The following is a 23,814-nucleotide window of genomic DNA, read 5'->3' as shown; positions in this document are numbered from 1 at the left end:
TCGCGGTTGGCCAAGCGATCCGTACCCCGGCACGCGCCGAGTTGCGGGAGCGCCGAAGCCGCCACGGGCGACCGCAGCCGGATTCGCGCGTGAGGAACTGCGGCCCGCGAACTGGCCGCCACCCTGCACGCCGCCCTCTACGGCGACCTCGAACCCCTGACCCGCGCGGTGCCCCAAACGTCCTGACGACGCGCCCCCAGGCGGACGGCTTTCCCGCCCTCCTTGGCCGTTCGGCGACGGGAACGACGCGTAGCGAGAGGGCCGCGGCCACGCGGGAACGTTCCTCGGCGATCTCCGGATTGTCCCTGGCCAGGTACCGTTCGAGGTGCTGGGCAGAGACCTGCATGACCTCCACGTCGCCCCCGCCGGAGAAGCCGAACAGAGGAAGTACGCCCCACCGGCGAACGTGCGCTGCCGCCGGCTCCGGCACGGGTCACTCTTCTGTCGGTGTTGTGTGGTTCTCTCCCGGCGTCTGGAATGCTCACGGCGCCTCCCGCACTGGACGAATACCTCTCCAGGCTCGGCCATGCGACACACCACTGCCACTCCTGCGGCGCTTCCCGCAGGCGTGGCCTCGGCTCCGAGCCCGGACGACCCAACCGGATCTGATCTCGACGGTTATCCCCAACGCTGTCCGGCAAACCTGTGAGCGCCCCGGTACGGGCTGTCAGCCCCTGTACTCCATGGCCATGACCCCCCAGCTGAACCCGACCGCACTCGTCGCGTGCAGGACCAGGTCGCCGGGCACGAGCTTCTGTGCGGTGATGAGTTCCTGCATCGCGATGAAGGTGTCCGCGCCACCCATGTGACCGAGCCGGTGGTAGTTGAGGACGCTTCTGCTTTCCGGCAGGCCGAGGTCCGTCAACAGCCGCTCGTGGATGGGCCTGCTGCCGTGGGTGACCAGCAGATAGGCGACGTCGGTGAGGTCCTTTCCGAGCGAGGCGAGGAGATCCGTGGTGAGGGTGGTGAAGTTCTCCGCGTAGGCCTCGGCCAGGCCGTCCCGGTCGCCGTTCCGCCGGACGATCATCCGGTCGCCGTCACGGACACCGGAGTAGTAGTCGCACCAGCTCGGATCGGTACGCAGGCGCGAGCCCAGGACCTCGGCAGTGGTGCCGGACGACGACAACAGGAACGCGCCGCCCGCGTCCCCCTGGTTGAACATCTCCTTGGCGGTGGGATCGCCGTAGTCGAGCAGTGTGCTTACCCGGTCGCCGATCAGCACGAGCACCGACTCGCCCTCGCGCCCGGCCAGCGCGTCGCTGCCGATCTGGAGCGCGGCGGTCACGGCGTTGCAGTAGTTCGTCAGCTCGTAGCAGTACGCGCCGGTGATGCCCAGCTCCTGCGCCACCTTCGCCGCCGGCGACCAGAAGGCTTTGTCCCACTCCCCCGTACCCGCGTAGATCACGGTCCGTACGGCCGAGGGCGGCACCTGGGTCCGCTTCATCACCTGCTGCGCGGCCCGCAGCGCGAGTTCCCACTCCGTCTCCCCCTCTCCGAGGACCGGGTAGCTGTCGCACGTCGTGATGACGCGTATGTCCTCCTCGGAGAGTCCCGACTCCGCCGCCATCTCGCGGACGCTTCTGCGCGCCGACGGGAAGGTGATCTCGAAGTCCGCTATTCCGGCCATGTTCTGCTCCGTCCGATCGGTTTTGCCGAACTGCTGTCTACGAGAAGAAGAGGGGCTTGCCCGCGTAGTAGGCGTCGATGGCCTCGCTCATGCTGGACCGCGAGGGCGGATGGAAGACCAGTGCCTGGGCGGCGGACGCGAGGTAGGCGATCTCGGGCGAGCGGATGTAGGTCATGCCGCCCAGCGTCTCGACCGCCATGCCGACGACCCTGGTCAGCAGGTCCTGCACGGAGTAGCGGGTGAACAGGGAGGCGGCAGCGCAGTCGTTGCCGAGGTCGCCGTCCATGATCCGGCGTGCGAGTCCCTCGACGAGCGAGGCGGCGGTCTCGACGAGGAGGCACAGCTGGGCGCGTTCGGCGGCCGTACCGCGCCGCTCCTCAAGGGCCCGGGCGACCAGGGAGCTGGCGACACCGGTATAGGCGGCAGCGATGATCATCTGGAACCAGATGACGCCGGTCTCGTTGAGTTCGTCGAGCTTCTCGGCAGCGGTCGGGGGCGCCCGGAGCAGATCCTCGTCCGTGACGAACACATCCTCCAGGCGGACTTCGTGGCTTTCCGCCGCCACCAGCGGGAACGTCGACCAGAAGGGGTGGACGGAGATGCCCGGGGTGTCGGCGGGCAGCACCAGCAGCGCCATCTCGGGGCTGCCGTCACGTCCGCTCACGCCCACGCTGGCGGTGAGCAGGTCCATGGAGCGCGACAGGCTGCACGGCTTCTTCGAGCCGCTGACGAGGTAGCCGCCGGACGTCTCGCGGGCCTGTACGGCGGGGCTCAGGATGCCGCGGCCGGACCGCCCCTCCGCGAAGCCGGAGGCCAGGAGCGACCGCTTCTCCGCCATGACGTCGAGGACGGTCTTGCGGAGCTTGGAGTCGTCGCCGTAGAGAGGCGAGAGGGAGTAGAGCATGCCGACCGAGAAGTGGTGCATCGCGGTCGCCACCGCGAGGGAGGGGGCGAGCGACCCGAGCGCACGGACGACCCGGACCGCGTCGAGGGCGGAGGCGCCGATGCCGTCGTACTCGCCCGGGATCAGGAGGTTGGGGCCGCCGTACTGTTTGAACAGGGCGAGTGCGGGGCTCTCCGCCGACTCCAGCTCATCGAACGGTACGTCGGCCAGCCGGCCGGCGAGACCCGGTAAGAGCCTTTCGCAGGCGGCGAGATCGTGGTGCAGGAATTTCACGCTTCCATTACCTTCCCGTAGGGGACGTGTGGGGGGGACGCGGCGGACGGAGCACCGTGTACGGCGGTCAGTTGCCGACCAGCCCCATGAGGAACGGGGAGTAGCGGTCGCCGTGGACGGCATTCGCCGGCACGGCCGCGGCCACCGCCGCGAGCTCGTCGGCGGAGAGCTCGACCGAGGCGGCGGCGAGGTTCTCCGCCAGGTGGTCCCGTCGTGCGGTGCCGGGGATGGGGACGACGTCGTCGCCCTGCTGGTGGAGCCATGCCAGGGCGAGTTGGGCGACGGTGACCCCGCGCGCCGCGGCGAGGGGCCGGAGCGCGTCCAGCACCGCGACGTTGCGGCGCAGCCGTGGCGGGTCGAACCTGGGCAGTGTGCGCCGGAAGTCCGTCGCGGGGCCGAGATCCGCCTCCGAGCGGATCTGCCCGGTCAGGAAGCCCCGGCCCAGCGGACTGGACGCGATCAGGCCCACGCCGAGCTCCCGGCAGACCGGAAGGATCTCGTCCTCGACGTCCCGGCTCCAGAGCGACCACTCGCTCTGGACCGCGGTGACGGGGTGGACCGCGTGCGCACGGCGGAGGGTGGCGGCGGAGACCTCCGAAAGGCACACATGAAGCACCTTCCCCTCTGCGACGAGCTCCGCCATCGCGCCCATGGCCTGTTCGATGTCCTCGCCGGGGGCGGCCCAGTGCTTGACGTAGAGGTCGAGGTGGTCCACTCCGAGGCGTCGCAGCGAGGCGTGACAGCGCTCCCGGATGTAGGCCCGGTCCCCGCGCACGCCCAGGAACTGCCCTTCCGCGTCACGTTCGAGACCGACCTTCGTGGACAGGAGCACCCGGTCCCGCCGCCCCGCGACGGCCCGTCCGAGCAGCCGCTCCCCCTCGCCGAGTCCCTGGACGTCGGCGGTGTCCAGGAGCGCGACACCGCGCTCGATCGCCTCGTGCACCGTGGCGAGTGCCTCGGCGGGGTCGGCGATCCCGTAGAACGAGGTGGTGCTGAGGCAGCCCAGGCCCTGGGCCGGCAGCTTCAACGTGCCGAGGCGGCGGGTGGGGAGCGGTAGTGCGGTCGTCATCGGTGTCCTGTCCTTACGGGGAAGGGAGGGCCCATCGGACCCGGGCGGCCATCCTTCACCAGGTGTCCAGGTGCATCACAGAGGCCAGCGGCTGACGGGCGGCTGGCCGGAAGTCCGTGCCGATGGAGAACGCGGTCGGGATCAGAGCCGCCTGCACGATGCCGTCCGGCATGCCCAGCAGCTCGGCGATCTCCTTCTCGTACATCAGGTGAAGAGTGGTCCAGGCCGTGCCGAGGCGACGGGCGCGGGCGGCGAGCATGTAGCTCCACGCGGCCTGGATGACCGAGCCCCACATGCCGGCCTCGTTGTACTCCGGCGCCTCCTTGGCGTCCAGGCACGGGATGACGAGGACGGGGACGTCCGCCATGTGCTCGCCCAGGTAGGCGACGCTGTCACCGACGCGTTGCTGCTCCGGATGGCGGACCGGGTGGTCCGCGTAGAGCGCGGCGCACGAGCCCTCGGACGTCAGGTAGGTCTGCACCGCCCGCCGGTAGTACTCGCCGATGGCGGCCCGCTGGTCCTTGTCGGTGACGACCATCCAGTGCCAGGTCTGCCGGTTGCTGCCCGACGGCGCCTGCAGCGCGATGTCCAGGCACTCCTTGACCAGGTCGAGCGGAACGGGGCGGGTCAGATCGAGCCGTTTGCGCACGGAGCGCGTAGTGGTCAGCAGTTCGTCAGGAGTGAGGTCCAAGAGGGACACGGGGGCCCTTTCCTCGATACGGACACGGAGACGAGAGGTGGTGCCTGTGCGATTCGGGGAGTTACGGACGTTCGGAGTCAGGCCGCCCGGACGCTGCCATCGCCGTTCACGCGCTGCAGCACCGCGTACAGCCCGTCGGCCAGCTCGTCGGCGTCGTCGCGGCTCAGCACCAGGGGCGGATTGATGAGCAGCGCACGGGGGTTGCCGCGCAGGATGATTCCCGCTTCCTCGCGCAGGGCCGTCGCGACGGGCGCAGTGCCGGTGGGGAGCGGGGTCCGCGTCTGCTTGTCCGCCACCAGCTCGATGCCGAGCATCAGGCCGAGCTGGCGGACTTCGCCGACCACGGGCAGGTCCTGCAGACCCTCCAGCCGCTGTGCCAGGTGCGCCCCGGTCTTGGTCGCGTTCTCCAGCATGTTCTCGTGGTCGATGAGATCGATGTTGGCCAGGGCGACCGCGCAGGCCGTGGGGTGCCCGGTGTAGGTGAACCCGATGGGGAAGCCGTTCCCGGTGATCATCTCGGTCACCTCGTCGCTGACCAGCACGGCGCCGTGGGGGACGTAACCCGAGGTCAGGCCCTTCGCGGTGACCATGAGGTCGGGGGTCACACCGAAGTGCTCCGCCGCGAACCAGTGTCCGGTGCGGCCGTATCCCGTCACCACCTCGTCGAAGATCAGCAGGATGCCGTGCTGCCGCAGCAGTTCCGCCACCCGCGGCCAGTAGTCCGCGGGGGGAATGACCGCGCCGCCGACGCTCATGACCGGTTCGCCGATCATCGCCGCGATCCGGCCCGGTCCGATCCGTTCGATCGTCTCGCGCAGCTCCCGCAGGCAGAAGTCCGTCACGCCTTCCTCCCCGTACTGCTGGAGCTGGTACGGGTCGGGCGCCGTGAGGTGGTGGACGTCGGGCATGGTCGGCCCGAATCCCTCGTGGTAGACGGGGAGTCCGGACACGCTTCCGCTGCCGTAGCCGATGCCGTGGTAGGCGGACTTGCGGGAGAGTACCCAGGTGCGCTCGGGCCGACCCGCGCGGTAGTGGAAGTAGCGCGCCATCCGCAGGGCGATCTCGTTGCCCTCGGCACCACCGCTGGTGAAGAAGACGCGTTCGAGGCCCGCGGGCGCCAACTCGGCCAGACGCACGGCCAGTTCGATCGCCTTGTCGTTGCTCATGAGCTCCCAGGTGTGGAAGCACTCCAGCGCGTTCATCTGCGCGGCGGCGGCCTCGGCCAGTTCGCTGCGCCCGTGTCCCACCTGCATCATGCCCAGCACCGCGGCGGCGTCGAGGTAGCTGCGTCCCGTGCTGTCGCGGACGCGGCAGCCGTTCCCCTCGACCATGACGATGCGGTCCCGCCTGTCGGCCGGCAGGTTCGGGTGGATCAGCCGGTCACGGTCGGCCTGAATCCAGTCGGCCGTCCTGGACGCGGCGGACGCGGTGACCGGCACGGTGGGGGACACGGACATGGGCGGGCTCCTTTGGACAGGCGGGCACGAGGGTGCCGTGGACTCGGGAGGGGCGCGTGGAAGGCGGGTGTGAACAGCCACCGACCGGACGGGAGTCTGTCAGCGGGCGTATGCGGTCGGCATGATCACGGCGCACGCCGTTCGTCCAGTGATCCACAAGCACGGGACAAGGCGGGGATGCCCGCGTCCGTCCGCAGGGCCGGCATCCCCCCGTTTCGCGGGAGTTTCCCGCGCGGCTCACTGATCATCCGCCTCCAGCCACCTTGAGCCCGGAAGCGATTGGCCGAACACACCCTGTGTTCGACGAGTCTCGGTTGGTACGTTATGACCGGTTCAGCGTCGGGTCGGAATCCTCACCGCAGCCGGCACGCGCCTCCCGCCGACCGCAACCGCCGTCCCGCCCACGAGCCGTCCGCTTCGGGAAACACAGAGGCAAGGGGCTTATGACAGAGGGATTAGTCCAGAGCGTCGACGGGGCTCGCCGGTTCATCCACTCGCCGGAAAGCGCCGCCACCCCAGCCGTGATCTCCGCATTCGGCAGAATGACCGTACGCACGCCCGAAGGTCCGGTGGAGCTGGGACCGCCGCGCCGTCGCGCCGTACTGGCCCTGCTGCTGGTCAACGCAGGCCAGGTGGTGTCGCTCTCATCCCTCGTCAACAACATCTGGGGAGCCAGACCTCCCGGTCAGGCGGTCACCACCCTCCAGTCGTACATCTCCCGGCTGCGCAAACTGGTGGCGGACCGGCCGCTGAGCGGCGGGGTGCAGCTCCAGCTCAGACACCGCTCCCCCGGTTATGTGCTGACCGTGCCGCCGGAACACGTGGACGTCCTGCGGTTCGAGCAGGCGGTACGCCGGGGCATGGCCACCCGTCAGCGGGGCGACGCGCTGCACTCCTACGATCTGCTGTCCGAGGCGCTGCACGGCTGGGGAGCACCTCCCTTCGAGGACCTGACGGACTACGAGTTCGCGTCCCAGGAGGCGTCCCGGCTGGGCGACCTGCGGCTGACCGCCCTGGAGGAATGCGCCGAGTGCGCCTTCGCGCTGGACCGCAGCCGGGAACTGCTCCCCGTTCTGGAGCGGGAGGTCTACCTCCACCCGCTGCGCGAGCGCCTGGTGCACCAGCTGATGCGTGCCCAGTACCAGTGCGGCCGGCAGGCCGACGCGCTGTTCACTTTCGAGCGCACCCGGAAGTCCCTCGTCGAGGAGCTCGGGGCCGATGTCAGCCCCGAGTTACGGCAGGTTCACGAGAGCATCCTTCGGCACGATCCCGCGCTCCGGCGCACTCACCCCGTACCTCCACCCCTCACCGCCCTGCACCCGGCGCCTCCTGCGCCCTGGCGTCACACGCCCGGCTCCCCGTCGGTCGGCCGCATCGTCGTCGAAGGCCCCGGCCGGGCGGCGGAGCCAGCCCCTGTGCCGGTGTTCCCGCCGGCCGGCACAGCAGCAGCGGCTGTTGGCGAGCCGAGGACGCCGCCGGCGCGGCGAGGCGAGCTCGGAAGGCTGTCGGCCGCGCTGGACGCGGTCCACCGCGGCAGCGGACGCAGTGTCCTCGTGGTGGGAGAGGCGGGCGTGGGGAAGACGTGGCTGCTCCAGCGGTTCGGGGAGCAATGCCGCGCGTCTGACATCGATGTCTTCACGGTCTACTGCCCTCCGGACGACGACATGCCGGCGTACTGGCCATGGCTCCAGGTACTGCGTCGGGCGGCCGCCCGACGGCCCGAGGCGATCCAGGCGCTGCCGCCGGCCGTACGCAGGCACCTCGATCCCCTCCTTCCCGAGCCGGACGGCGACCCGGCAGGGGAACCCTCGTCCCTCCCGCCCGCGGCAGGGACGTTCGCCTTCCAGGAAGCGGTGAGCCGGCTCCTGCTCGCTCTGGCCGACCGCCCGCTGGTCATCGTCCTGGAAAACTTCCAGCGGGCCGACTTCCCCTCGCTCGCGCTGACGCGCTTCCTCGTGGAGCAGACGGCCGAGTCCTCGCTGTTGCTCGTCGTCACCTCGCGTGCCTTCCGCATCTCCGACGATCCGGGCTGGCGGGCCACCCGGGCGCGCCTGCTTCAGATGCCGCACGCCGAGGAGATCCGGCTGGAGGGGCTGCCGCGGGAGGAGAGCCGCGGCATCATGGCCGCCACCCTCGGCGCTCGCGCCGACCCTGCCCTGTGCGCGGCGCTGCAGAAACGATCCGGCGGCAACCCCTTCCTGTTGCTGGGGCTCCTCGACGCGGTGGGCGACGGCACGACGGCCCGTCAGGTCAACGAGCTGCTGCCGCCGAGACTGGCCGAAGTGATCACGGAGAGACTGTCCGGCATTCCGGCCGGCGTACTCACCGTCCTGAACGCCTGCGCCGTTCTCGGTCCGGAGAGCACCACGGACACCTTGCGGGAACTGGCCGTCGCGGCCGGGGCGTCCGCTCACGACGTAGGGAGGGCGCTGCGCGCCGGTCTGCTGCGTGCGAGAGCGGACGGTTCCTCGCACATCGACTTCCTGCAACCGCTGGTCCGCGACACCGTGCGCCAGGAGATGCCCGGTGGAACCTGCCCGGAACCGGAACCGCGCCGTCGCGCCACCGGCCCGTACCGGCTCCAGCCACGTGGCGGCCCGGCCTCGCGGAAGCCGCTCGACTGGGGGTTCACCCGGCCCTCCGGCCGGTTGCAGCACGCCGCGGCCCGGGTGCTGCGGTGGTATCTGACAGCGCTGTTCGACAGAGCACCCCTGTCGACGACCGAGGTCGCCCGGGAGGCCGGCCTGCCGGCCGAGGCGATCACCCTGAGCCTGGGCGGCGAACTGGTCACCGCCTCATGGCCGTCGACCCACCTGCTGGTCACCATCCTGGGCGGGGACCCCCAGGCCCTGCGCCCCGTCTGGGACGCGGCTTCCGGCGACGAACCCCCGGACGCCCACTCCAAGCTGGACGCACAGCGCCGTCTGCGGGAAGTGCTGCACGTACTGCACCTGGCAGCGGGCGCACCCGCCGAGGTGGAACTGGGCGCGGAGGCGCTCCTGACGTCCGGCGCCACCTCCACCTCGGTGCCGGACTGGCGCACGACCAAGCGGATCACCATCCTGCTCGGCGCCGACCCGAGCGTGATCAGACCCTTCTGGGACGCCTGGTCCCACGCCCGCCACGACGGCGCCGGCCCCGCGGAGGGGGCGGCATGAGCGCGTAACTGCTCATTACAGAATGAGGTTCGGAGTCGTCGCAAGTAGATGATGCTGCGAGCGAGTTGGAGGAGTCCCAGGTGGAGGTCGGCAGTTTCTCGTAGCGGATCCGGAGCCGCTTGAACTGGTGGAGCCAGGCGGATGGGTGGGCCGCGCGGCGACCCAGCGGGTCTTGCCCAGGCCGGAACCGTGCGAGGCGCCGCGGCGAGCGATCTTCGGTGTGATCCCCCGAGCCCGGAGCAGGCGGCGGTACTTGTCGAAGTCGTAGCCACGGTCGGCGAACAGCCGGGCTGGTCGATGACGCGGCCGCCCGCGCACACCGCGGATGCGGGGTATCGCGTCCAGCAGGGGCATCAGCTGGGTGGCGTCGTGCCGGTTTCCGCTGGTCAGCGAGACGGCCAAGGGGGTGCCGTGCCGGTCGGCGATCAGGTGGTGCTTGCTGCCCGGACGTGCGCGGTCGACCGGCAAAGGTCCGGTGTGAGCCCCTCTTTGAGGGCTCTGACATGTGAGCCGTCGACCGCCGCGTCGTCCATGTCCAGCAGGCCCGCCGTTCGCAGTTCTGCCAGAAGGATCTCGTGCAGGCGGGGCCACACACCGGCCTCGGTCCAGTCCCGCAGACGCCGCCATGCCGTCACTCCGCTGCAGCCGATCCGCTCCGTGGGCACATCAGCCCAGCTCACGCCCTTGCGCAGCACGTAAACGATCCCACGCAGGGCAGCCCGGTCGTCCGTCGGCAGCCGACCGGGATACTCCGGCGCCTCGGCGTACACGGAGGCAGCAATGGGCTACCCGTTCCCACAAGTCATCAGGCACAAGATCATCCGACACCCGCACAACTCTGCCGCCACCAACCCCAACTGCCAAGCCCTACAAGCGAACTCATTCTGAAATGATCAGTAAGGGCGTGCAGATCATTAACTCGCGGCTTTCCGTTCGGTGGTTCGTTGGTCTGGCATGAGCAGGTTGGAAGGACAACGGGCCGTGCTGGCAGCCAAGTTCGAGGTGATTTTGCCGCACATCGACGAGCGAAAGCGTCGCCTGTTGATAGGGGCAGAGGCCCAGTCGCTCGGCCACGGTGGGATCAAAGAGGTCGCTCGTGCCGTCGGTGTTCGTGAGGCTTAGTCGCCGAGGACCCGCTCCCACAACAGCCCGTCCCGCCAGCTCCCGTCGAGAAAGATCGAGGAGTGCGCGACGCCGTACGGGCTGAACCCGTTGCGGCGCAGCACCCGCTGCGACGGCAGATTCTCCAGATTGGTGGACGCCTCGGCGCGGTGCAACCCGAGTTCGTCCGCCATCACCCGGAGTACAAGCCCGACGGCGTGCCCGGCGTGCCCTTGATTCTGGGCGACGCTTGCGATCCAGTATCCGACGGAGCCGCGGCGCAGGTGCGGCTGCGGCAGGATGCCTCCGACGGTGACCTGCCCGATCACCTGGTCGTCGGCGAGCACCACGCCCGGCCAGACCGCGCCGGCCCGGTATCCGGCCAGCAGGCTGTCGATCCGCTCCGCCTGGCCCTCCGGGGTGAAGAAGTCAGCCGGCTGGGCCGGTTCCCACGGCCGGAAAGCCTCGAAATCCCGCACCCGATGCGCGGCGATCGGGGCGGCGTCGGCGGGCTGGATCAGGCGAATCCTGGTACTGCTGCGCATGGGCTGATCCTCGTCGCGGTGCGTCGGATGAGACGGCCAGCCTATGAGCTCGTAACACGATCTTGTTGAAGTGTGCTGGTGGGGCGTAACCGGTGTGACGAATCGGCCGTTCGTGAGGGTGTGGGTACTCGACCGTGGATCGTGGACGATGAGTTGTGGGCGTTGATCGAGCCGTTGTTGCCGCCGTGGCCGGAGCGGTCGCCCGGGCCTCGGCCGGTGTCGGACCGGGCTCTGTTTGCAGGGCATTCTGTTCGTCCTCTACAACGACATAGCCTGGCAACTCCTACCCCTGGAGCTGGGGTTCGGCTCGGGCCAGACGTGCTGGCGTCGCCTGGACCGGTGGCAGAAGGCAGGAGTCTTCGACCGGCGGCACCGAGTCCTGCTCTCGGAGCTGAACGCGGCTGGCGAACTCGACTGGTCACGGGCGTGGGTGGATGGTTCCCACATCCGCTGCGAAAAGGGGGCGCCGACACCGGTCCGTCGCCGGTCGACCGGCGGAAAACGGGCAGCAAACACCACCTGATCTGCGACGGACGCGGCACCCCACTCAAAGTCATCACCACCGCGGCGAACGTCAACGACGTTACCCAGACCCTCGCCCTGGTCGACGGCATCCCGCCCGTCGCGGGCCCCCAGGCCGGCCCCGCCGACGACCCGAAGCCCTCCTCGGCGACAAGGGATACGACTCCAATACCTACCGCGACGAGCTGCGTCGCCGACGGATCCTGCCCGTCATCTCCCGCAAGGGATCACCTAACATCAAGGGCATAGGCAACCTCCGCTACGTCGTCGAGCAGACCTTCGCCCTGCTCCACCACTTCAAACGCCTCGCCGTCCGCTGGGAACGCCGCACCGAACTCCACGAGGCCTTCATCTCCCGCGCCTGCAGCTCATCTGCTGGGAGACGCCTCAACAAGGCCCGCTCGTGATCGTGTTACGAGCTCTTACTCTTATGCCTCTGGCTCCGCTCATAACCCGCCGGACAGTCTCTGAGTCACAATGCCCCCATGACCGATCATCAGGCCCACACTCCCACCCGTCCGCTGCTGCGCCGCCCGCAGGACGGTGAACTCATAGACGTCGCCGGTGTCGCGCACTTCTTCCGGCTCACCAGCGATCACACGGGTGGGCACTTCGCCTTCGAGGAGTTCAGCCTCGCCCCTGGCACCATCGGTGCCAGGCCACACGTGCACGACGGGCATGATGAGTACTTCTACGTTCTGGAGGGCGAGTTGACGCTTCACACGGGAGACGGCGAGGTGACTGTCGGCCCCGGACATCTGCTCGCCGCCACACGCGGCACCCCGCACGGCTTCCGCAACGTGGGCCCGGCCCCCGTACGCGCCCTGTGTCTCTACACCCCCGCCGGCTACGAAGACTACTTCCGCGACGTCCACACCGCTGTGAGCGCGGGGGCCGAGGCGACCGACGAGCTGCTGGCCGAATTCCGCAGCCGCCACCGGACCAGCTCCTACCACGTTCCCTCGGACAGGCCCTAGTACTGCAACGGTGCGTGACGGGTGGGCAGATCGATCGTTGGTGTTGTCATGGGTGGGGATCTTGCTGAGGTCCGTTCGTGGGTCGGTGCACACGGTTCTTGTGGCGCTTCCGGTCCGCTTCCGGCTCACACCACCAGGGGGGGGCCTGGAGGTAAGCATGCCAAGGCCCCTGTGGATCAACCCCCACCAAGACAGCGGCAAAGAAGACCACGTCCGGGACGCAACGCAACCGCCCGCGCACTCGGCGGGATCAGCGCATCCTTATACCGCCCAGGAAGGGTCCGGGCGGCGTTGATGCGAGCGTCGGCTATTGTGCGATCCGCTCCGGGTGCCCGGAGCGGGAACACTGCGTGTGCCACCGGCTGCATCCGTACCTCGTTGTGCCGTGCTGCTGCGTACGCGTCTTTTGCAGGAGCGTCGGCTGGGCGCCGCGCGCCGCAATCATGAATGGGGTGGGGATGTCCAGTCACCGACTGTCCAAAAGGGGCCGATACATCGCCTGGGCGACGGCGGGTGCCGCCGTTGTCGCAGGTGCCGGAGTCGCGGCACAGACGTCGATGGCGGCCACGTCATGGCCTGCACAGAAGACCTATACCGGCCGTGCGTTCGACACCTGCACGGCGCCTTCGCTTCCGGCGATGCAAGCCTGGCATACGGGGTTCTACGGCGCTGCCGCGGTCTACGTCGGTGGCAGGAACCGCGGTTGCGCCCAGCCGAACTTGACTGCGTCCTGGGTGAAGTCGGTCAGCTCCACTGGTTGGAAACTGATACCGATCTACGTAGGCGCTCAGCCGCCCTGCCAGAAGAGCGCCAACCCGGAGAAGTTCACCGCCTCGACAGCGGCATCCCTCGGCGCGAGCAATGCCAATGACGCAGTCGCCAAGGCATCCGCGCTCGGCATGAAGGCCGGCAGCCCGATCTACCTCGACATGGAGCCGTACGACATCACCAACAAGGCGTGCAACGAGGCCGTACTGACCTACGTGCGCTCCTTCACCAAGACGCTACGGGCAATGACCTACCGCGGCGGCTTCTACGGCTTCAGCAGCTCCAGCGCGAAAGCCATCGCCGCTGCCACGAACAAGACCGACCTGCCGGGGAACCTCTGGTACGCAATGTGGGACAAGAAGAACACGACGACAACGGACTGGCCATGGGGTGCCGCGCAGTTCACCGACCACAGCCGCGGCCACCAGTACATGGTCAACAGCAAAGAGTCTCGCGGCGGATACACGATCACCGTCGACCGCAACGCCTGGGACGCCCCGGTCGCGATCATCGGGTGAGACCAACTCACGGTGCCGGGCAGCATTCGTCTCGACCGCGCCTGCCTTCCGGAGATGCTCGCAGTGTGCGCACCGCCGCTGGCAGTGGTGCGCATCGGGTGCCGCCACCGCCCGGCAATGCACCGCACCGTTTCATCGTGCACCGCATATCGGCCCAGGTCCTCGATCCGCTCGGCTGGTCCAGGCCCGCGGGGCCCACAGGCTCAGGACAGTGTCGGACGGTGTAGCGGTTCAGGCGCTTGCCGGCTGCTTCCTCGCTGATTCCAAGGGCCTGGGCGATGGTGTCCCATGGGGGTCCGTCGATGGTGTCGACGTTGAATGTGACGGCGACCCCGGAGGGCGGCCACGGTTCGTCGACGACCGGTGCTGTGAGGCGTTCTGACAAATGATCAGGGTAGAGCTCGCGGAGTCGGAGGCAGGTGTAGCCGGCGGTGGCGACGTGCTCCTTGTCGCCACCGATTTTGGCGAAGCGGCGGCCGTCGGTCTGGATGTGGATGCCGCAGTTCTTCTCGCACAGAATGACGCGCTCTTGTGCCAGGCGGTGTCGGCTGTCATCGGCCCTGTCTCCTCATGCGGTGGGCAGCTGGGGCAGCCCGCGCCCCAGGGGGAAGTGCCCGGGGCGCGGGGTGGTGCGGTCGGTGAGGTGCTGGCTCAGCCGAGAGGATTGGTGGTTTCGCGCAGGGTGGCCAGGGCCGGGGCGTACATGCGGGCCTTGATGGTGCCGAGGGTGTCGCCAGCCTTGTTCACCTGTGCCTGGGCGATCTCGATCGCGGTGGAGCGCACGGCGTCCTCGGGGACCGCCTGGTCGACGATGCCGGTGGCCGCGGCGTCGGCACCGCCGTAGCGGTGGGCGGTGAGCATGGCCTCGTGGGCGGTCTGCGGGGCCAGCCGGGACTGGATGAGGGCGGCCATGCCGGGGGTGAAGGGGATGTTGATGTCCGCTTCGGGCAGGCACCAGTAGCCGCGGTCGGCACGCATGACGCGGAAGTCGTGAACGAGGGAGAACATCGCGCCGGCGGCGAAGGTGTGCCCCTGCAGTGCGGCCACCGTGATGACCGGCAGCGACAGCATCCGTGCGAACAGCTCGTGGACCGAGACGACGTAGTCCTGGTGCTGGTCGGCGTGGGCGAACAGCCAGTCCAGGTCGAGCCCGTTGGAGTAGAACTTGCCTGTGGCGGCGGTGACCAGGGCGCGGGGGCCCTCCGCCTTCTCCACCTCGTCGAGCGCGGCACTGACGGCAGTGAGCCAGTCAGGGTGGAAGCGGTTCTCTCCGTCTCCGAGGTCGAGGACGAAGACGTTGTCCTGACGGTCGAGCGAGGGCATGGCGACTCCTTCGAGCTATGTGTATGTAGGTGAAGCGACGGCGGCCTATGCCTGGGGCCGGCGTTCGGTCCCGGGGCGGTCGCGCAGGGCGTACAGGAGCAGGTCGTGGATCTCGGCTGCGGCTGCCTCGATCGGGGCAGTGCTCTGCTCGGCCCGGCACATGATCACGGCACCTTCGACCGCGGCGATGATGAAGGCTCCGAGTCTCCGGCTGCGTTCTTCGGTCAGGCCGTGCCGGACGAACAGGGCCGCGAGGGCCTCCTGCCATCGGGCGAAGACCACAGCGGCGGAGCGGGCAAGCTGGGGTGCGTCGTCGTTGGTCTCCACAGCTACCGCCACGATCGGGCAGCCGGCGCGAAAGCCGCTCTCCACGAGCCGGTCGCGCCACAGCACGAAGAACGCGTCGATGGCCTCCACCGGATCTTCGGCCTGCATGACAGCGTCGATCAGACCGGCAATGAAGGCCCCCGCCAGCGCCACCGCCTCGCCGATGAGCTGCGTCCGCCCGCCGGGAAAGTGGTGATACACCGACCCGCGAGGGGCTCCGCTGTGGGCGAGGACCCGGTCGATGCTGGTCGCGCTTGCCCCATACTCGCGCAGCAGGCCAGCGGCACTGAGGACCATCCGGTCACGACCGACACTCCTGCGCGGGCTCACCCGTGCACCACCTTCCGGACGACGACTTGGCCCGCCAGGCGGCTACCTGTCGGTAACTTATGGGGTATGGCATAGAACATGCAAGAGGCGAGGGGTCCCGTAAATCGTTCGACCAGAACCAACGGGGCAGCCGATGCGCACCGGAAACGCGCCGGGTCCCGTGAATGGGTAGTCGCCGTCTGCGTTGACTCTCACAATCCGTCCATCGTCGGCAAACCGGACCACACAACGCGGCGGACGAAGAAATCAACGACCCCGCGTCCACGCCGCACAGGTTAAAGATCAAGTTGGTCACGGGCGACGATGACTACGCAGGTCGGTAATCCTCCGTGGGAGGTACTGGCCTACAACAGCTCAGAAGGGCCTGTGGTGCACAGCACTCAGGCTGGGTCGGCGTCGGCCAGGTCCACCCTGTCCCGCCGCACGGAGCCCACTGTCGGGAGGAGGTTGTCCTTCTGCGTATCGCTGACATCGTCATCCGCAGCCGGGTTCGGAGGCCGCTGCCGCCGGCTGCGTGCGGTGGGTGATGGGGAGGTGAGGACGGCGAGGCAAGCGATGACGAGTGCGATGCCGGTCCAGCCGGCGGCGGGGAGGCGTTCGCCGATGACCAGGACGGCGAGTACGGCCGCGACGGCCGGTTCGAGCAGGGACAGTGTGGTCGCGGTGCTGGCGGGCACGTGTGCCAGGCCCCAGCCGAACAGGACGTAGCCGACGAACATAGGGACCAGCGCCATGTAGGTGCCAACGGCCACGTTAGACCAGGAGCTGACGAGCGGGGCGCCGGTGACCACCAGGACGGGCAGCAGGAGCAGTCCGCCGAGCCCGAAGACGGCGCCCATCGCCGCGCGGGAGGGGATCTGGCGGGTGATGAGCCGGTGCGCGGCCCAGGAGTAGAGCGCGTACGTCGCGGCGGCGACGAGGCCGAGACTCACGCCGAGCAGCGTGGCAGCTACGGATGCCTGTCCGGTTCCGTTGGCGGCGTGGGCGGCTTCGGCGACGCACAGCAGGACGGTGCCGAGCAGGCCGAGGGAGGCCGCGAGCATCCAGCGGCGGGTGAGCCGGCGGTGGTCCACAACGCGTTCGATCAGGGCTGAGGCGAGGGGGGCGGTGCCGATGGACACCACGGTACCCACGGCGACTCCGGCCAGGTGCATGGAGCTGTAGAACGCCAGGGGATAGACCGCCACCGACGCCGCACCGAGCAGAACCGTGCCGCGCTGCTCGCGCAGGCGGGGTGCGTGGTGGGCGATCTGCCGTGCGGCGATGAGGGCTTGGAGGAGCCCGCCCAGTCCCATGGCGACGGCCCCGATCGCGAGCGGGCCCACGTCCGGGGCGAAGGTGGCGGCCGTACCCGTCGTACCCCACAGCACGGAGGCGGCCAGCACGCACAGCGCGCCCACCCCCGCGGACCGGCCGACTCCGGCGGGCCGCCTCACAGCCGGTCCAACAGGCCGGCAGCCAGGGAGCGGGCGTGCCGGAGCCGGTCGCCGTCGCCCTCCAGGCCGGCGCGGGCCATCGCGCCCTCCAGGAGGAAGGCGAGGTGCTCGGCCGTCGCGCGCGCCTCGCCGGGGCGGTCGGGCAGCAGTTCCTCCACGTGGCCGGCGATCAACCGCTCGACCTCCTCCTTGTGGGCACGCACCACGGCCCGGCCCTCGTCCCCGGCCGGGAGCTCGGCGGCGGCGTTGAGCAGCCCGCAGCCGCGGAACCCGTGCGCGTACGCGAACGCCGCATGATCGGCGTACGCGTCGAACACTGCCAGCACCCCCTCGCGCGGCCCGTCGGCGTGCTCCAGCCGCGCCCGGTAAAGACCGAGCCACTCCTCGTGCCGGGCGTCGAGATAGGCCCGAACCAGGTCGGCCTTGGAGGAGAAGTTGTTGTAGAGGCTCATTTTCGCCACACCGGCCTCGGCGGTGATCGTGTCGATGCCGGTCGCCGTCACACCGTCGGCATAGAAACGGCGGGACGCCGCTTCCAGTAGCCGCTCGCGGGCCGGTCGCCGCCGTCCACTCTCCGCCGTACTCACGTCGCTCTCGCTCATCACAGTCCAAACTAGGTAGGTAGGTCTACCTAGAGTACGGCGATGGCAGCCAGCTCGGAAGCGGGGCTGCACGAATGCGGCGCTCCCCATTGCGACCAGCAAAAAATGTCTGACGCTCATGGCCGGCTGGACGCCCGAGAGGGCTGTGGGGCCCCCACGCGAACGCGAAGTCATGGCCCTGGTCGCCACCGGACTGACCAACGACGAAATCGCCGGACACCTCTTCATCACCCCTTTCACCGTCAAAACCCACGCCAACCGGGCCATGGCCGAACTCGGCGCCCGCGACCCGCGCCCAACTCGTCGTCATCGCCTACCAGACCGGCATCGCCCGCATCGGCCCCGCATAGCAAAGCCAGCCCGGCGGCGAACGCCTCTGGGGTTCCTTGGCCTTGCTCGCCACACCCTCGATGACCATTCGGTCAATCGGGGCAGCTCACAGCGCCTTGCGAGGCGATCGAGGGCCCGCCGGGGTGCAGGGTCCAGCCGGCCTTCCCGGCCCTGCAGGCCAACAAGGCTCTGTGGCGGAGGCGGAGACGTCCGGCTTCACAGGGGGCCAGATCTATGTACCCATGGGCCAGCTGGAAGCCAGCTCGGACTTCCCCGCTCGGCAGAGGGACTTCTCCAACGCCTCTGTGCAGGCTGCCCGCGACGAGCACGTTCACCTCACCAAAGCCAGCGCCGCATACGTGACCACAGCCCTGGCAGAGTTACGGAGATCACGGAGCGAGAAGGTGGCCTGCGGCGACCGCCGAGGCCACCGTCCCTCCGGCCACCACCGCCGAGGCTGCGAACAGTGGGACCCTCGGCATCCACGTCCGCAGCGTCCGGGAGCGCGAGACTCTGTCCAGCAGCGCGTCCCGGCAGCGGAGCACGATCAGGCCGACGCCGGTGAGCGTCAGCGCCATGCCGAGGCCGAAGGCGGCGACCATCGCGAGGGCGATGCCGACCTTGCCGCTCAGCAGGCCGGTGAGCAGGACGAGGAAGGCGGACGGCGAGGGCAGCAGGCCGCCCGAGGCACCGAGGAGCACGATGCCTCGCCAGGTGAAGAGGGACGGGGCGTCCGGGATGTGATGGCTGTGCCCGTGATCGTGTCCGTGGTCATGCCCATGATCGTGTCCGTGGTCATGCCCGTGGTGGGGATGTTGGTGTTTGTGGTGGCGCAGGTGCCGCCGCAGCAGACTCACGCCCACCCCGGCCACCACCAGCGCCGCGATCAGCTGCAGCCACCCTGTCAGCGCCGCGATGCCTGGTGTGCTGTTTGCCGCCAGCCACCAGCCGACCGCCAGCGTGGACACCGAGAACGTATGCATCACGGCGACGATCCCGCCCAGCCACACCGCGTCGCGCGGCCTGCCCCTGCCGCCCACCAGATACCCGGCGGCCAACGCCTTCCCGTGCCCCGGCGCGCAGGCGTGGAGCGCCCCCACGGCCGCGGCCACGAGCAGCGCCAGCGGGAGGGCCGTGCCGTGGTCCAGCAATGAGGTCAGGTCGGTTGTCCAGGCCCCCCAGCGCGAAGCGGCCGGTGCGGCCGCGGCGGTCCCCGCGGCCGCCGGTTTCAGGGTCAGCGTCCGCGTCGGCTCCTGCGCCGTGTGCAGCCCGCCGGAGCCCGTGTCGGTCACGGACAGTGTCCGGTACGACGGGTCGAGGTCCGTCAGCGCCGTGACCGTCAGCTCGATGCGTTCCACCGGCCGCGGGCAGACGAAGCGGAGCTTCACGTCGTCCGCCCGGTCCACCCGGCAGGGGCGGCCGTCCTGTCGTACGACGATGTGCGAGCGCAGATAGCTCGCCTCGTCACCGCCGGACTCGTTCTTCAGGACGGCGACGTCGTCCCGCTGCGCGGACCACGTTGCGTCGACGGTTGTGCCCGCTGCCTCGATCCTCACGACGGGAGGGGTTCCGAAGGGGTGCGCCTGCGCCGTCCCCGCGCTGCCCAGGAGCAGCACGGGGACGGCGGTCAGCAGGAGCAGCACCCCGGTGCGGAGTGATCGCACGGTGGCGCTTCCTTTCTACTTCCGGCGTGCGGCGAGCGCGTGGACTGTGCCGTCGTCGGTCAGGGCGAAGACCCAGTCACCGCTCACAGAGAGGGCCGAGGCCACTCCCGCGCCGAGGTTGTACGAGGCGACCTGCGTTCCGTTCGCCCGGTCCAGGACGAGCAGGCGACCGTCCCACGTCCCGACGTACACATGGGACTTCGTGACCAGCGGATGCATCGTCGGCGCTCCGCTACCGGCCGAACAGCCCATGGCGACCCGCCACTTGTCGTCCAGCGGGCTTTCCCCCGCCAGATAGCCCGATTTGGCCTCCCACACCGGCTTCGACGGATCGGTCGCGCTCGTGTCATAGGCGCGTACGACACCGTCCCGGCCCGCGACATAGGCGATGTCGCCCCATACGGATGGGCTGGTGAGCGGGGCGCGCCCCGGCTCGCAGGTGCTGCCGCCGCCCAGCTTGGACTCCCAGGTCACCGAGCCCGTCTTCGGGTCGTGCCCGCGGACGCCGTACGCCGTGAACGTCACCAGCTTCGCCGTGCCCGTGGCCGGGTCGGTCAGGACGGGCGAGGAGTGGCTGTCGATGTCGCCCGCGGTGTCCTTCACCCACAGCTGGGTGCAGGTCGCGAGGTCCATGGCGATGACGGTATTGCTCGACATGGAGTGCAGATAGGCGGTGTTGGAGCCGGGCTCCCGGATCACCGTGCTGTGGGCCTGTCCCCAGGAGAACGCGGCGCCGAAGCCGCCGGGCAGCATCCCGCCGGTCCCGGCGTCCCGGCAGCGGACTGTGTAGGCGTCCTGGTAGACGGCGACCGAGCGGTGGTCCGCGCCCGCCAGCGCGAAGACGCTGACCGGTCCTCCGGCGCGGCCGTAGCGGCGCACGCTGTCCCCGTGGGTCTCCTCGCGGTCGATCGACTGCCAGGCGATGCGGCCGCTCGCGGCATCGAGCGCGTAGATCCGGCCGACGCCGGTGGTCAGATAGGCCTTGCCGTCATGGAGCGTCGGCGCCGACTCGGCGTCGCCGTCCAGGTACGTGCGCCACAGCTCACGCCCGGAGGCGATGTCGTACGCGAGCATCATGCTGTACGGCGAGTCGAAGGCGCGGGACGAGACGAGGAGTTTGCCGTCCGCAACCACCGAGCCGTTGAGGTTGAACTGCTCGCCGGTGTGACGGGCCCACCTGAGGTCGAGCTTCGCGCCCGGAGCGTCGCCGCTCGCGGACCGCCCGGCCTCGTGGCCGCCCTGCCTCAGCCAGTCCTGCCCGGTCCCGGGCTTCGCGAGCTCGGAGTCGCGCACGATCTCGAAGGTGTTCTTCACGACGGGGAACTGCTCGCCCCGGGTGTCGTACGCGACCGACTCTGCCGTGTACGTGCCGGGCCGCAGCCCGCTCAGCGTGCCGCTCGCCCGGGTCCAGGCGCCGCGTGCGTCGGGGCAGGGCTCCGGCGTGCCGCCGGGCGGGGTGTAGCAGTTCTCGATGCCGGGGCGGGACACCCCCTTGCCGAAGCGCACGTCCTCACGCTTCACCAGGTTCCCTCGGCTGTCGCGGACGGTCAGCACCGCCCTGGCGGGCGTGCGGCCGTCGTCCTCCGCGTACACCTCGACGGGCACTGCGGCCTTGGCGCCGTGCACGCTGCCCTGCGCGGGGCTGACCAGCGCGGCGTCGTCGTCGATGTCGAACTGCCGGTGGATGCCGGTCACATGGCCGGTGTCCTCGTTGCGGGGTGTGCGCGGATCGTCCGTGATGGCTCTGAAGTCGAGCACCTTGTAGTCGGGGCGGGCACCGTCGATGCCGTACGTACCCTGGTTGTTGATCTCGACGGACCGTTTGAAGGCGCCGCGCCGGAACTCCGCCTGCTGGTTGTGCCCGGCGGCGACCAGCCGCACGTCGTACTTGGCGAGCTCGTCGATCGTCGGCTGCATGCCGGCGCCCGGGCCCCACTGGGTGAACAGAGAGCGGTGGGCGAAGACGAACACCTGCTTGCCCACCGCGTGCCGGGCGAGGTCCTGGCGCAGCCACTCCAGCTGCGGCTTCAGCCCGCTCGCGTCGTAGTTGTCCTCGAGGACGACGATGTGGCGGCCACCCCGGTCGAAGCTGTACCACTCGGGGGCGAGGTTGCGGCGGTAGTACTCCATACTGCCGGCGTAGCCCTGGGAGGTCGCCGTCCCGCCGAAGTCGTGGTTGCCCATCACCGGGTAGAAGGGGTGCCCGAGCCGCCCCTCCTCCAGGCCCTTGCTGAACAGGTCGTACGCGCCCTGACGGCGCGGCTCGGCTGCGTAGTCCGTGACGGTGAGGTCGCCGGTCGAGATCTGCATCGTCGCGCCGTCGACCTCGGACATCGCCCGGACCTGGCCGGTCCACTGGGGCAGCGCGCGGCGGGCCTCGTCGTCGGTGCGGTTGCCGACTTCGGGGTCGGAGTTCATGACCCACTTCTCGGTGGGGTCCGAGGCGTTGCGGTCGGGTACGAGTGCGAAGTCGACGTCCCTGCCGCCGGTCTCGGGGACCTTGTGGAAGAACTGCGGGATGTAGTCCTTGCGCAGCGCGGGCGTGTAGCCGTCGGGCGAGACGATGCCGACAAGGTCGGTTTCGCGCCGCTTCGGATCGATCTGCAGGCTGTACGAGCCGTCCGCGCCGGTCGCGGTCCACACGGCGCCGTCGGTGACGTCGATGCCGGGCATGGGCTGCTCGCCCCTGTCCCGCTCGCCGTTGCCGTTGCGGTCTTTGAAGACGGTGCCCTTGACGGTTGCAGTGGCGGCCGGATCCGCGCTGCCGTCGGCGAAGGCTGCCTGGGGCGCGAGGAAGGACAGAGCGACGGCACCGGCCGTCGCCAGCTGCCAGCGCCGCCGGGTACGGCGCAGTCCGTGGACGAGGGACGGCAGTCGCCAAGCGGCGAGCAGAGCGGCGGCACCGGCGGCCGTGATGAACGCGACCATGAGCCAGGGGAACGACGGCAGGGCGTGCGCGCCGTGGACATCGACGAGCGGGGTGGCGGCAGAGGCGTCGACCGCCGTGCCGTCGAACTCGACGACGACCTGGGTCAGTCCGCCCTTGTCGATGAGGGGGCTCAGGTCGAGCGCCTCGACATGGCAGCTCCACGCGAGCTCGATGACGACGCCGCCGGGCACGCCGCCGTTGTCACCAGGCACGCCGGAACCGGTGGCCGGGCAGGGGGCCGAGAGCAGCCCGGCCGCCCATGCACCGGCCTGCTCGGGAGCCACTACGGCGTTGTGCACGATGAGGCGGCCGCTGGTGACGTTGTCACCGGGCGCGACCACGAGTTCCGCATGCTCGCGCGTGACATGCGCGGATGCGGCCTGGGCGCCGGTGCCCAGCACGAGAAGCAGTAGCGCGAGGGCGAGCCCGGCTGCTCTGCATATGTGTTTCATAAAGCGGACGTTAATGATCCGTGGGTCGGTTACCGGTCGGTCCTGATCGAATTCACGGAGCCGCCCGGAAGCGTTCAGCCTCCAGTTCGCGGCTGTTGGATCACTCGGGCGCTTGAGACCTGCCGTCGGCGATCCCTGCTCGGCCAGTTCCCCACCAAGGGTCCTCGGATGCCCCGCTTCGTCACCGACGCCTTTCCCCCTGACGGCCAGCTCGGCGTACTCCGCCGACTCGTCGCACACCAGCGCCTCGGCGATCGTGGCGTCATCGATCTCACGGCCGGCCGGTTGAGCCCTGCCGAGGTGACGTGTACCCCAGGCGTTAGCCTCCCGCTTTCATGAAGTCTGGTGTCCCGACGGGTGGTCAGGCAAACGAAAAGTGCCTCTGACCAGCAAGAATGAGGATTGTCGAGGTCCTTGTACCTGCCACCGTCGTAGGCACTTCCCAGGTGAAGAAGCGTATCGGGTCGTACCCGCGTGTCCGCGTTGAGGGCGGTGGCCGGGCAGTGGTCTCGCAGGCGGGAGGCGTCCTGCTGGTGGAAACGCCCATAAGACCGGGTTGGACCAGGCGATATCGGCGGATCTGGCGCCGGTGCAAGTCGCGGGCGGTGCACGATCCGGGGAAGATCCTGCTGGATGTGGCCCTGGCGGTCGCGCTCGGCGGGGACTGTCTGGCCGAGCCGGCCGTGTTCGGTCCGGTGGCCTCCGATCCCACCGTCTCCCGCCTCATCGATGTCCTCGCCTCGGCAGGGCCGAAGGGCCGCCCGTCCAGCAGCTGTTGGACGGGGCGGACGGTGATGTCGAT

General features: G+C 69.5%; 17 protein-coding genes and 4 pseudogenes. 7 read left to right on the top strand and 14 right to left on the bottom strand.

Going from position 1 to position 23,814, the window contains the following annotated elements:
- Window positions 1-667: 667 nt before the first annotated feature.
- The 5 genes from ACFT7S_RS17630 to ACFT7S_RS17610 all read right to left on the bottom strand — a co-directional run bounded on the left by ACFT7S_RS17630 (window position 668) and on the right by ACFT7S_RS17610 (window position 6,030).
- Window positions 668-1,627, bottom strand: coding sequence for a 3-oxoacyl-ACP synthase III family protein (locus ACFT7S_RS17630; RefSeq protein ID WP_382732538.1), 960 nt, complete (start codon window positions 1,625-1,627; stop codon window positions 668-670).
- A 37-nt stretch (window positions 1,628-1,664) separates the two neighbouring features.
- A complete protein-coding gene (locus tag ACFT7S_RS17625; RefSeq protein ID WP_382732536.1) occupies window positions 1,665-2,804 on the bottom strand; it encodes an acyl-CoA dehydrogenase in 1,140 nt (379 codons plus the stop codon).
- 67 nt (window positions 2,805-2,871) lie between these two features.
- Entirely contained in the window at window positions 2,872-3,873 is a 1,002-nt protein-coding gene (locus ACFT7S_RS17620; RefSeq protein ID WP_382732534.1) for an aldo/keto reductase, read from the bottom strand.
- Between the two features lie 55 nt (window positions 3,874-3,928).
- A complete protein-coding gene (locus ACFT7S_RS17615) occupies window positions 3,929-4,573 on the bottom strand; it encodes a nitroreductase family protein (protein WP_382732532.1) in 645 nt (214 codons plus the stop codon).
- 77 nt (window positions 4,574-4,650) lie between these two features.
- On the bottom strand, window positions 4,651-6,030 hold the full coding sequence (locus ACFT7S_RS17610) for an aspartate aminotransferase family protein (RefSeq protein ID WP_382732531.1): 1,380 nt from the start codon (window positions 6,028-6,030) through the stop codon (window positions 4,651-4,653).
- 542 nt (window positions 6,031-6,572) lie between these two features.
- On the opposite strand from ACFT7S_RS17610, the gene ACFT7S_RS17605 reads away from it, so the two are divergent.
- Window positions 6,573-9,188: a BTAD domain-containing putative transcriptional regulator gene (locus tag ACFT7S_RS17605; RefSeq protein WP_382732529.1), complete on the top strand. Its 2,616-nt coding sequence runs from the start codon at window positions 6,573-6,575 to the stop codon at window positions 9,186-9,188.
- Window positions 9,189-9,211: 23 nt separating this feature from the next.
- Here the strand turns inward: ACFT7S_RS17605 and ACFT7S_RS17600 are convergent.
- Window positions 9,212-10,016, bottom strand: a pseudogene (locus ACFT7S_RS17600) (IS5 family transposase); the annotation flags it as partial.
- Between the two features lie 153 nt (window positions 10,017-10,169).
- Here ACFT7S_RS17600 and ACFT7S_RS17595 point away from each other — a divergent pair.
- Window positions 10,170-10,310 (top strand): hypothetical protein, encoded by a 141-nt coding sequence (locus ACFT7S_RS17595; protein ID WP_382732573.1) that lies wholly within the window; start codon window positions 10,170-10,172, stop codon window positions 10,308-10,310.
- Here the strand turns inward: ACFT7S_RS17595 and ACFT7S_RS17590 are convergent.
- Complete coding sequence (locus ACFT7S_RS17590) at window positions 10,307-10,834, bottom strand: GNAT family N-acetyltransferase (protein ID WP_382732527.1); 528 nt, start codon at window positions 10,832-10,834, stop codon at window positions 10,307-10,309. The two genes, ACFT7S_RS17595 and ACFT7S_RS17590, sit on opposite strands and share 4 nt — an antisense overlap.
- Before the next feature lie 138 nt (window positions 10,835-10,972).
- Between ACFT7S_RS17590 and ACFT7S_RS17585 the strand changes: the two are divergent.
- The 3 genes and pseudogenes from ACFT7S_RS17585 to ACFT7S_RS17575 all read left to right on the top strand — a co-directional run.
- A pseudogene (locus ACFT7S_RS17585) lies at window positions 10,973-11,735 on the top strand (IS5 family transposase); the annotation flags it as partial.
- Between the two features lie 106 nt (window positions 11,736-11,841).
- Window positions 11,842-12,333 (top strand): cupin domain-containing protein, encoded by a 492-nt coding sequence (locus ACFT7S_RS17580; RefSeq protein WP_382732525.1) that lies wholly within the window; start codon window positions 11,842-11,844, stop codon window positions 12,331-12,333.
- 458 nt (window positions 12,334-12,791) lie between these two features.
- Window positions 12,792-13,619: a glycoside hydrolase domain-containing protein gene (locus ACFT7S_RS17575; RefSeq protein WP_382732522.1), complete on the top strand. Its 828-nt coding sequence runs from the start codon at window positions 12,792-12,794 to the stop codon at window positions 13,617-13,619.
- A gap of 7 nt (window positions 13,620-13,626) precedes the next feature.
- Here the strand turns inward: ACFT7S_RS17575 and ACFT7S_RS17570 are convergent, their stop codons facing one another.
- From ACFT7S_RS17570 to ACFT7S_RS17550, 5 genes are all read right to left on the bottom strand, one after another.
- On the bottom strand, window positions 13,627-14,109 hold the full coding sequence (locus ACFT7S_RS17570; RefSeq protein ID WP_382732571.1) for a hypothetical protein: 483 nt from the start codon (window positions 14,107-14,109) through the stop codon (window positions 13,627-13,629).
- A gap of 161 nt (window positions 14,110-14,270) precedes the next feature.
- Entirely contained in the window at window positions 14,271-14,942 is a 672-nt protein-coding gene (locus tag ACFT7S_RS17565; RefSeq protein ID WP_382732520.1) for an enoyl-CoA hydratase-related protein, read from the bottom strand.
- A gap of 45 nt (window positions 14,943-14,987) precedes the next feature.
- On the bottom strand, window positions 14,988-15,599 hold the full coding sequence (locus tag ACFT7S_RS17560; RefSeq protein WP_382732518.1) for a TetR/AcrR family transcriptional regulator: 612 nt from the start codon (window positions 15,597-15,599) through the stop codon (window positions 14,988-14,990).
- A gap of 380 nt (window positions 15,600-15,979) precedes the next feature.
- On the bottom strand, window positions 15,980-17,035 hold the full coding sequence (locus ACFT7S_RS17555; protein WP_382732516.1) for a DMT family transporter: 1,056 nt from the start codon (window positions 17,033-17,035) through the stop codon (window positions 15,980-15,982).
- A complete protein-coding gene (locus ACFT7S_RS17550) occupies window positions 17,032-17,637 on the bottom strand; it encodes a TetR/AcrR family transcriptional regulator (protein ID WP_382732515.1) in 606 nt (201 codons plus the stop codon). The genes ACFT7S_RS17555 and ACFT7S_RS17550 overlap by 4 nt, the downstream gene beginning before the upstream one ends.
- 154 nt (window positions 17,638-17,791) lie before the next feature.
- On the opposite strand from ACFT7S_RS17550, the pseudogene ACFT7S_RS17545 reads away from it, so the two are divergent.
- Window positions 17,792-17,987, top strand: a pseudogene (locus ACFT7S_RS17545) (response regulator transcription factor); the annotation flags it as partial.
- Between the two features lie 369 nt (window positions 17,988-18,356).
- Here the strand turns inward: ACFT7S_RS17545 and ACFT7S_RS17540 are convergent.
- Together ACFT7S_RS17540 and ACFT7S_RS17535 are read right to left on the bottom strand one after the other, a co-directional pair.
- Window positions 18,357-19,631 (bottom strand): nickel/cobalt transporter, encoded by a 1,275-nt coding sequence (locus ACFT7S_RS17540; protein ID WP_382732513.1) that lies wholly within the window; start codon window positions 19,629-19,631, stop codon window positions 18,357-18,359.
- A 15-nt stretch (window positions 19,632-19,646) separates the two neighbouring features.
- Complete coding sequence (locus ACFT7S_RS17535; protein ID WP_382732511.1) at window positions 19,647-23,012, bottom strand: PQQ-binding-like beta-propeller repeat protein; 3,366 nt, start codon at window positions 23,010-23,012, stop codon at window positions 19,647-19,649.
- Window positions 23,013-23,458: 446 nt separating this feature from the next.
- On the opposite strand from ACFT7S_RS17535, the pseudogene ACFT7S_RS17530 reads away from it, so the two are divergent.
- A pseudogene (locus tag ACFT7S_RS17530) lies at window positions 23,459-23,755 on the top strand (transposase); the annotation flags it as partial.
- Window positions 23,756-23,814: the final 59 nt, after the last annotated feature.

It is taken from the genome of Streptomyces sp. NPDC057136, assembly GCF_042670885.1.
Taxonomy (GTDB): domain Bacteria; phylum Actinomycetota; class Actinomycetes; order Streptomycetales; family Streptomycetaceae; genus Streptomyces.
This window is presented reverse-complemented; position numbering and strand designations above follow the sequence as displayed.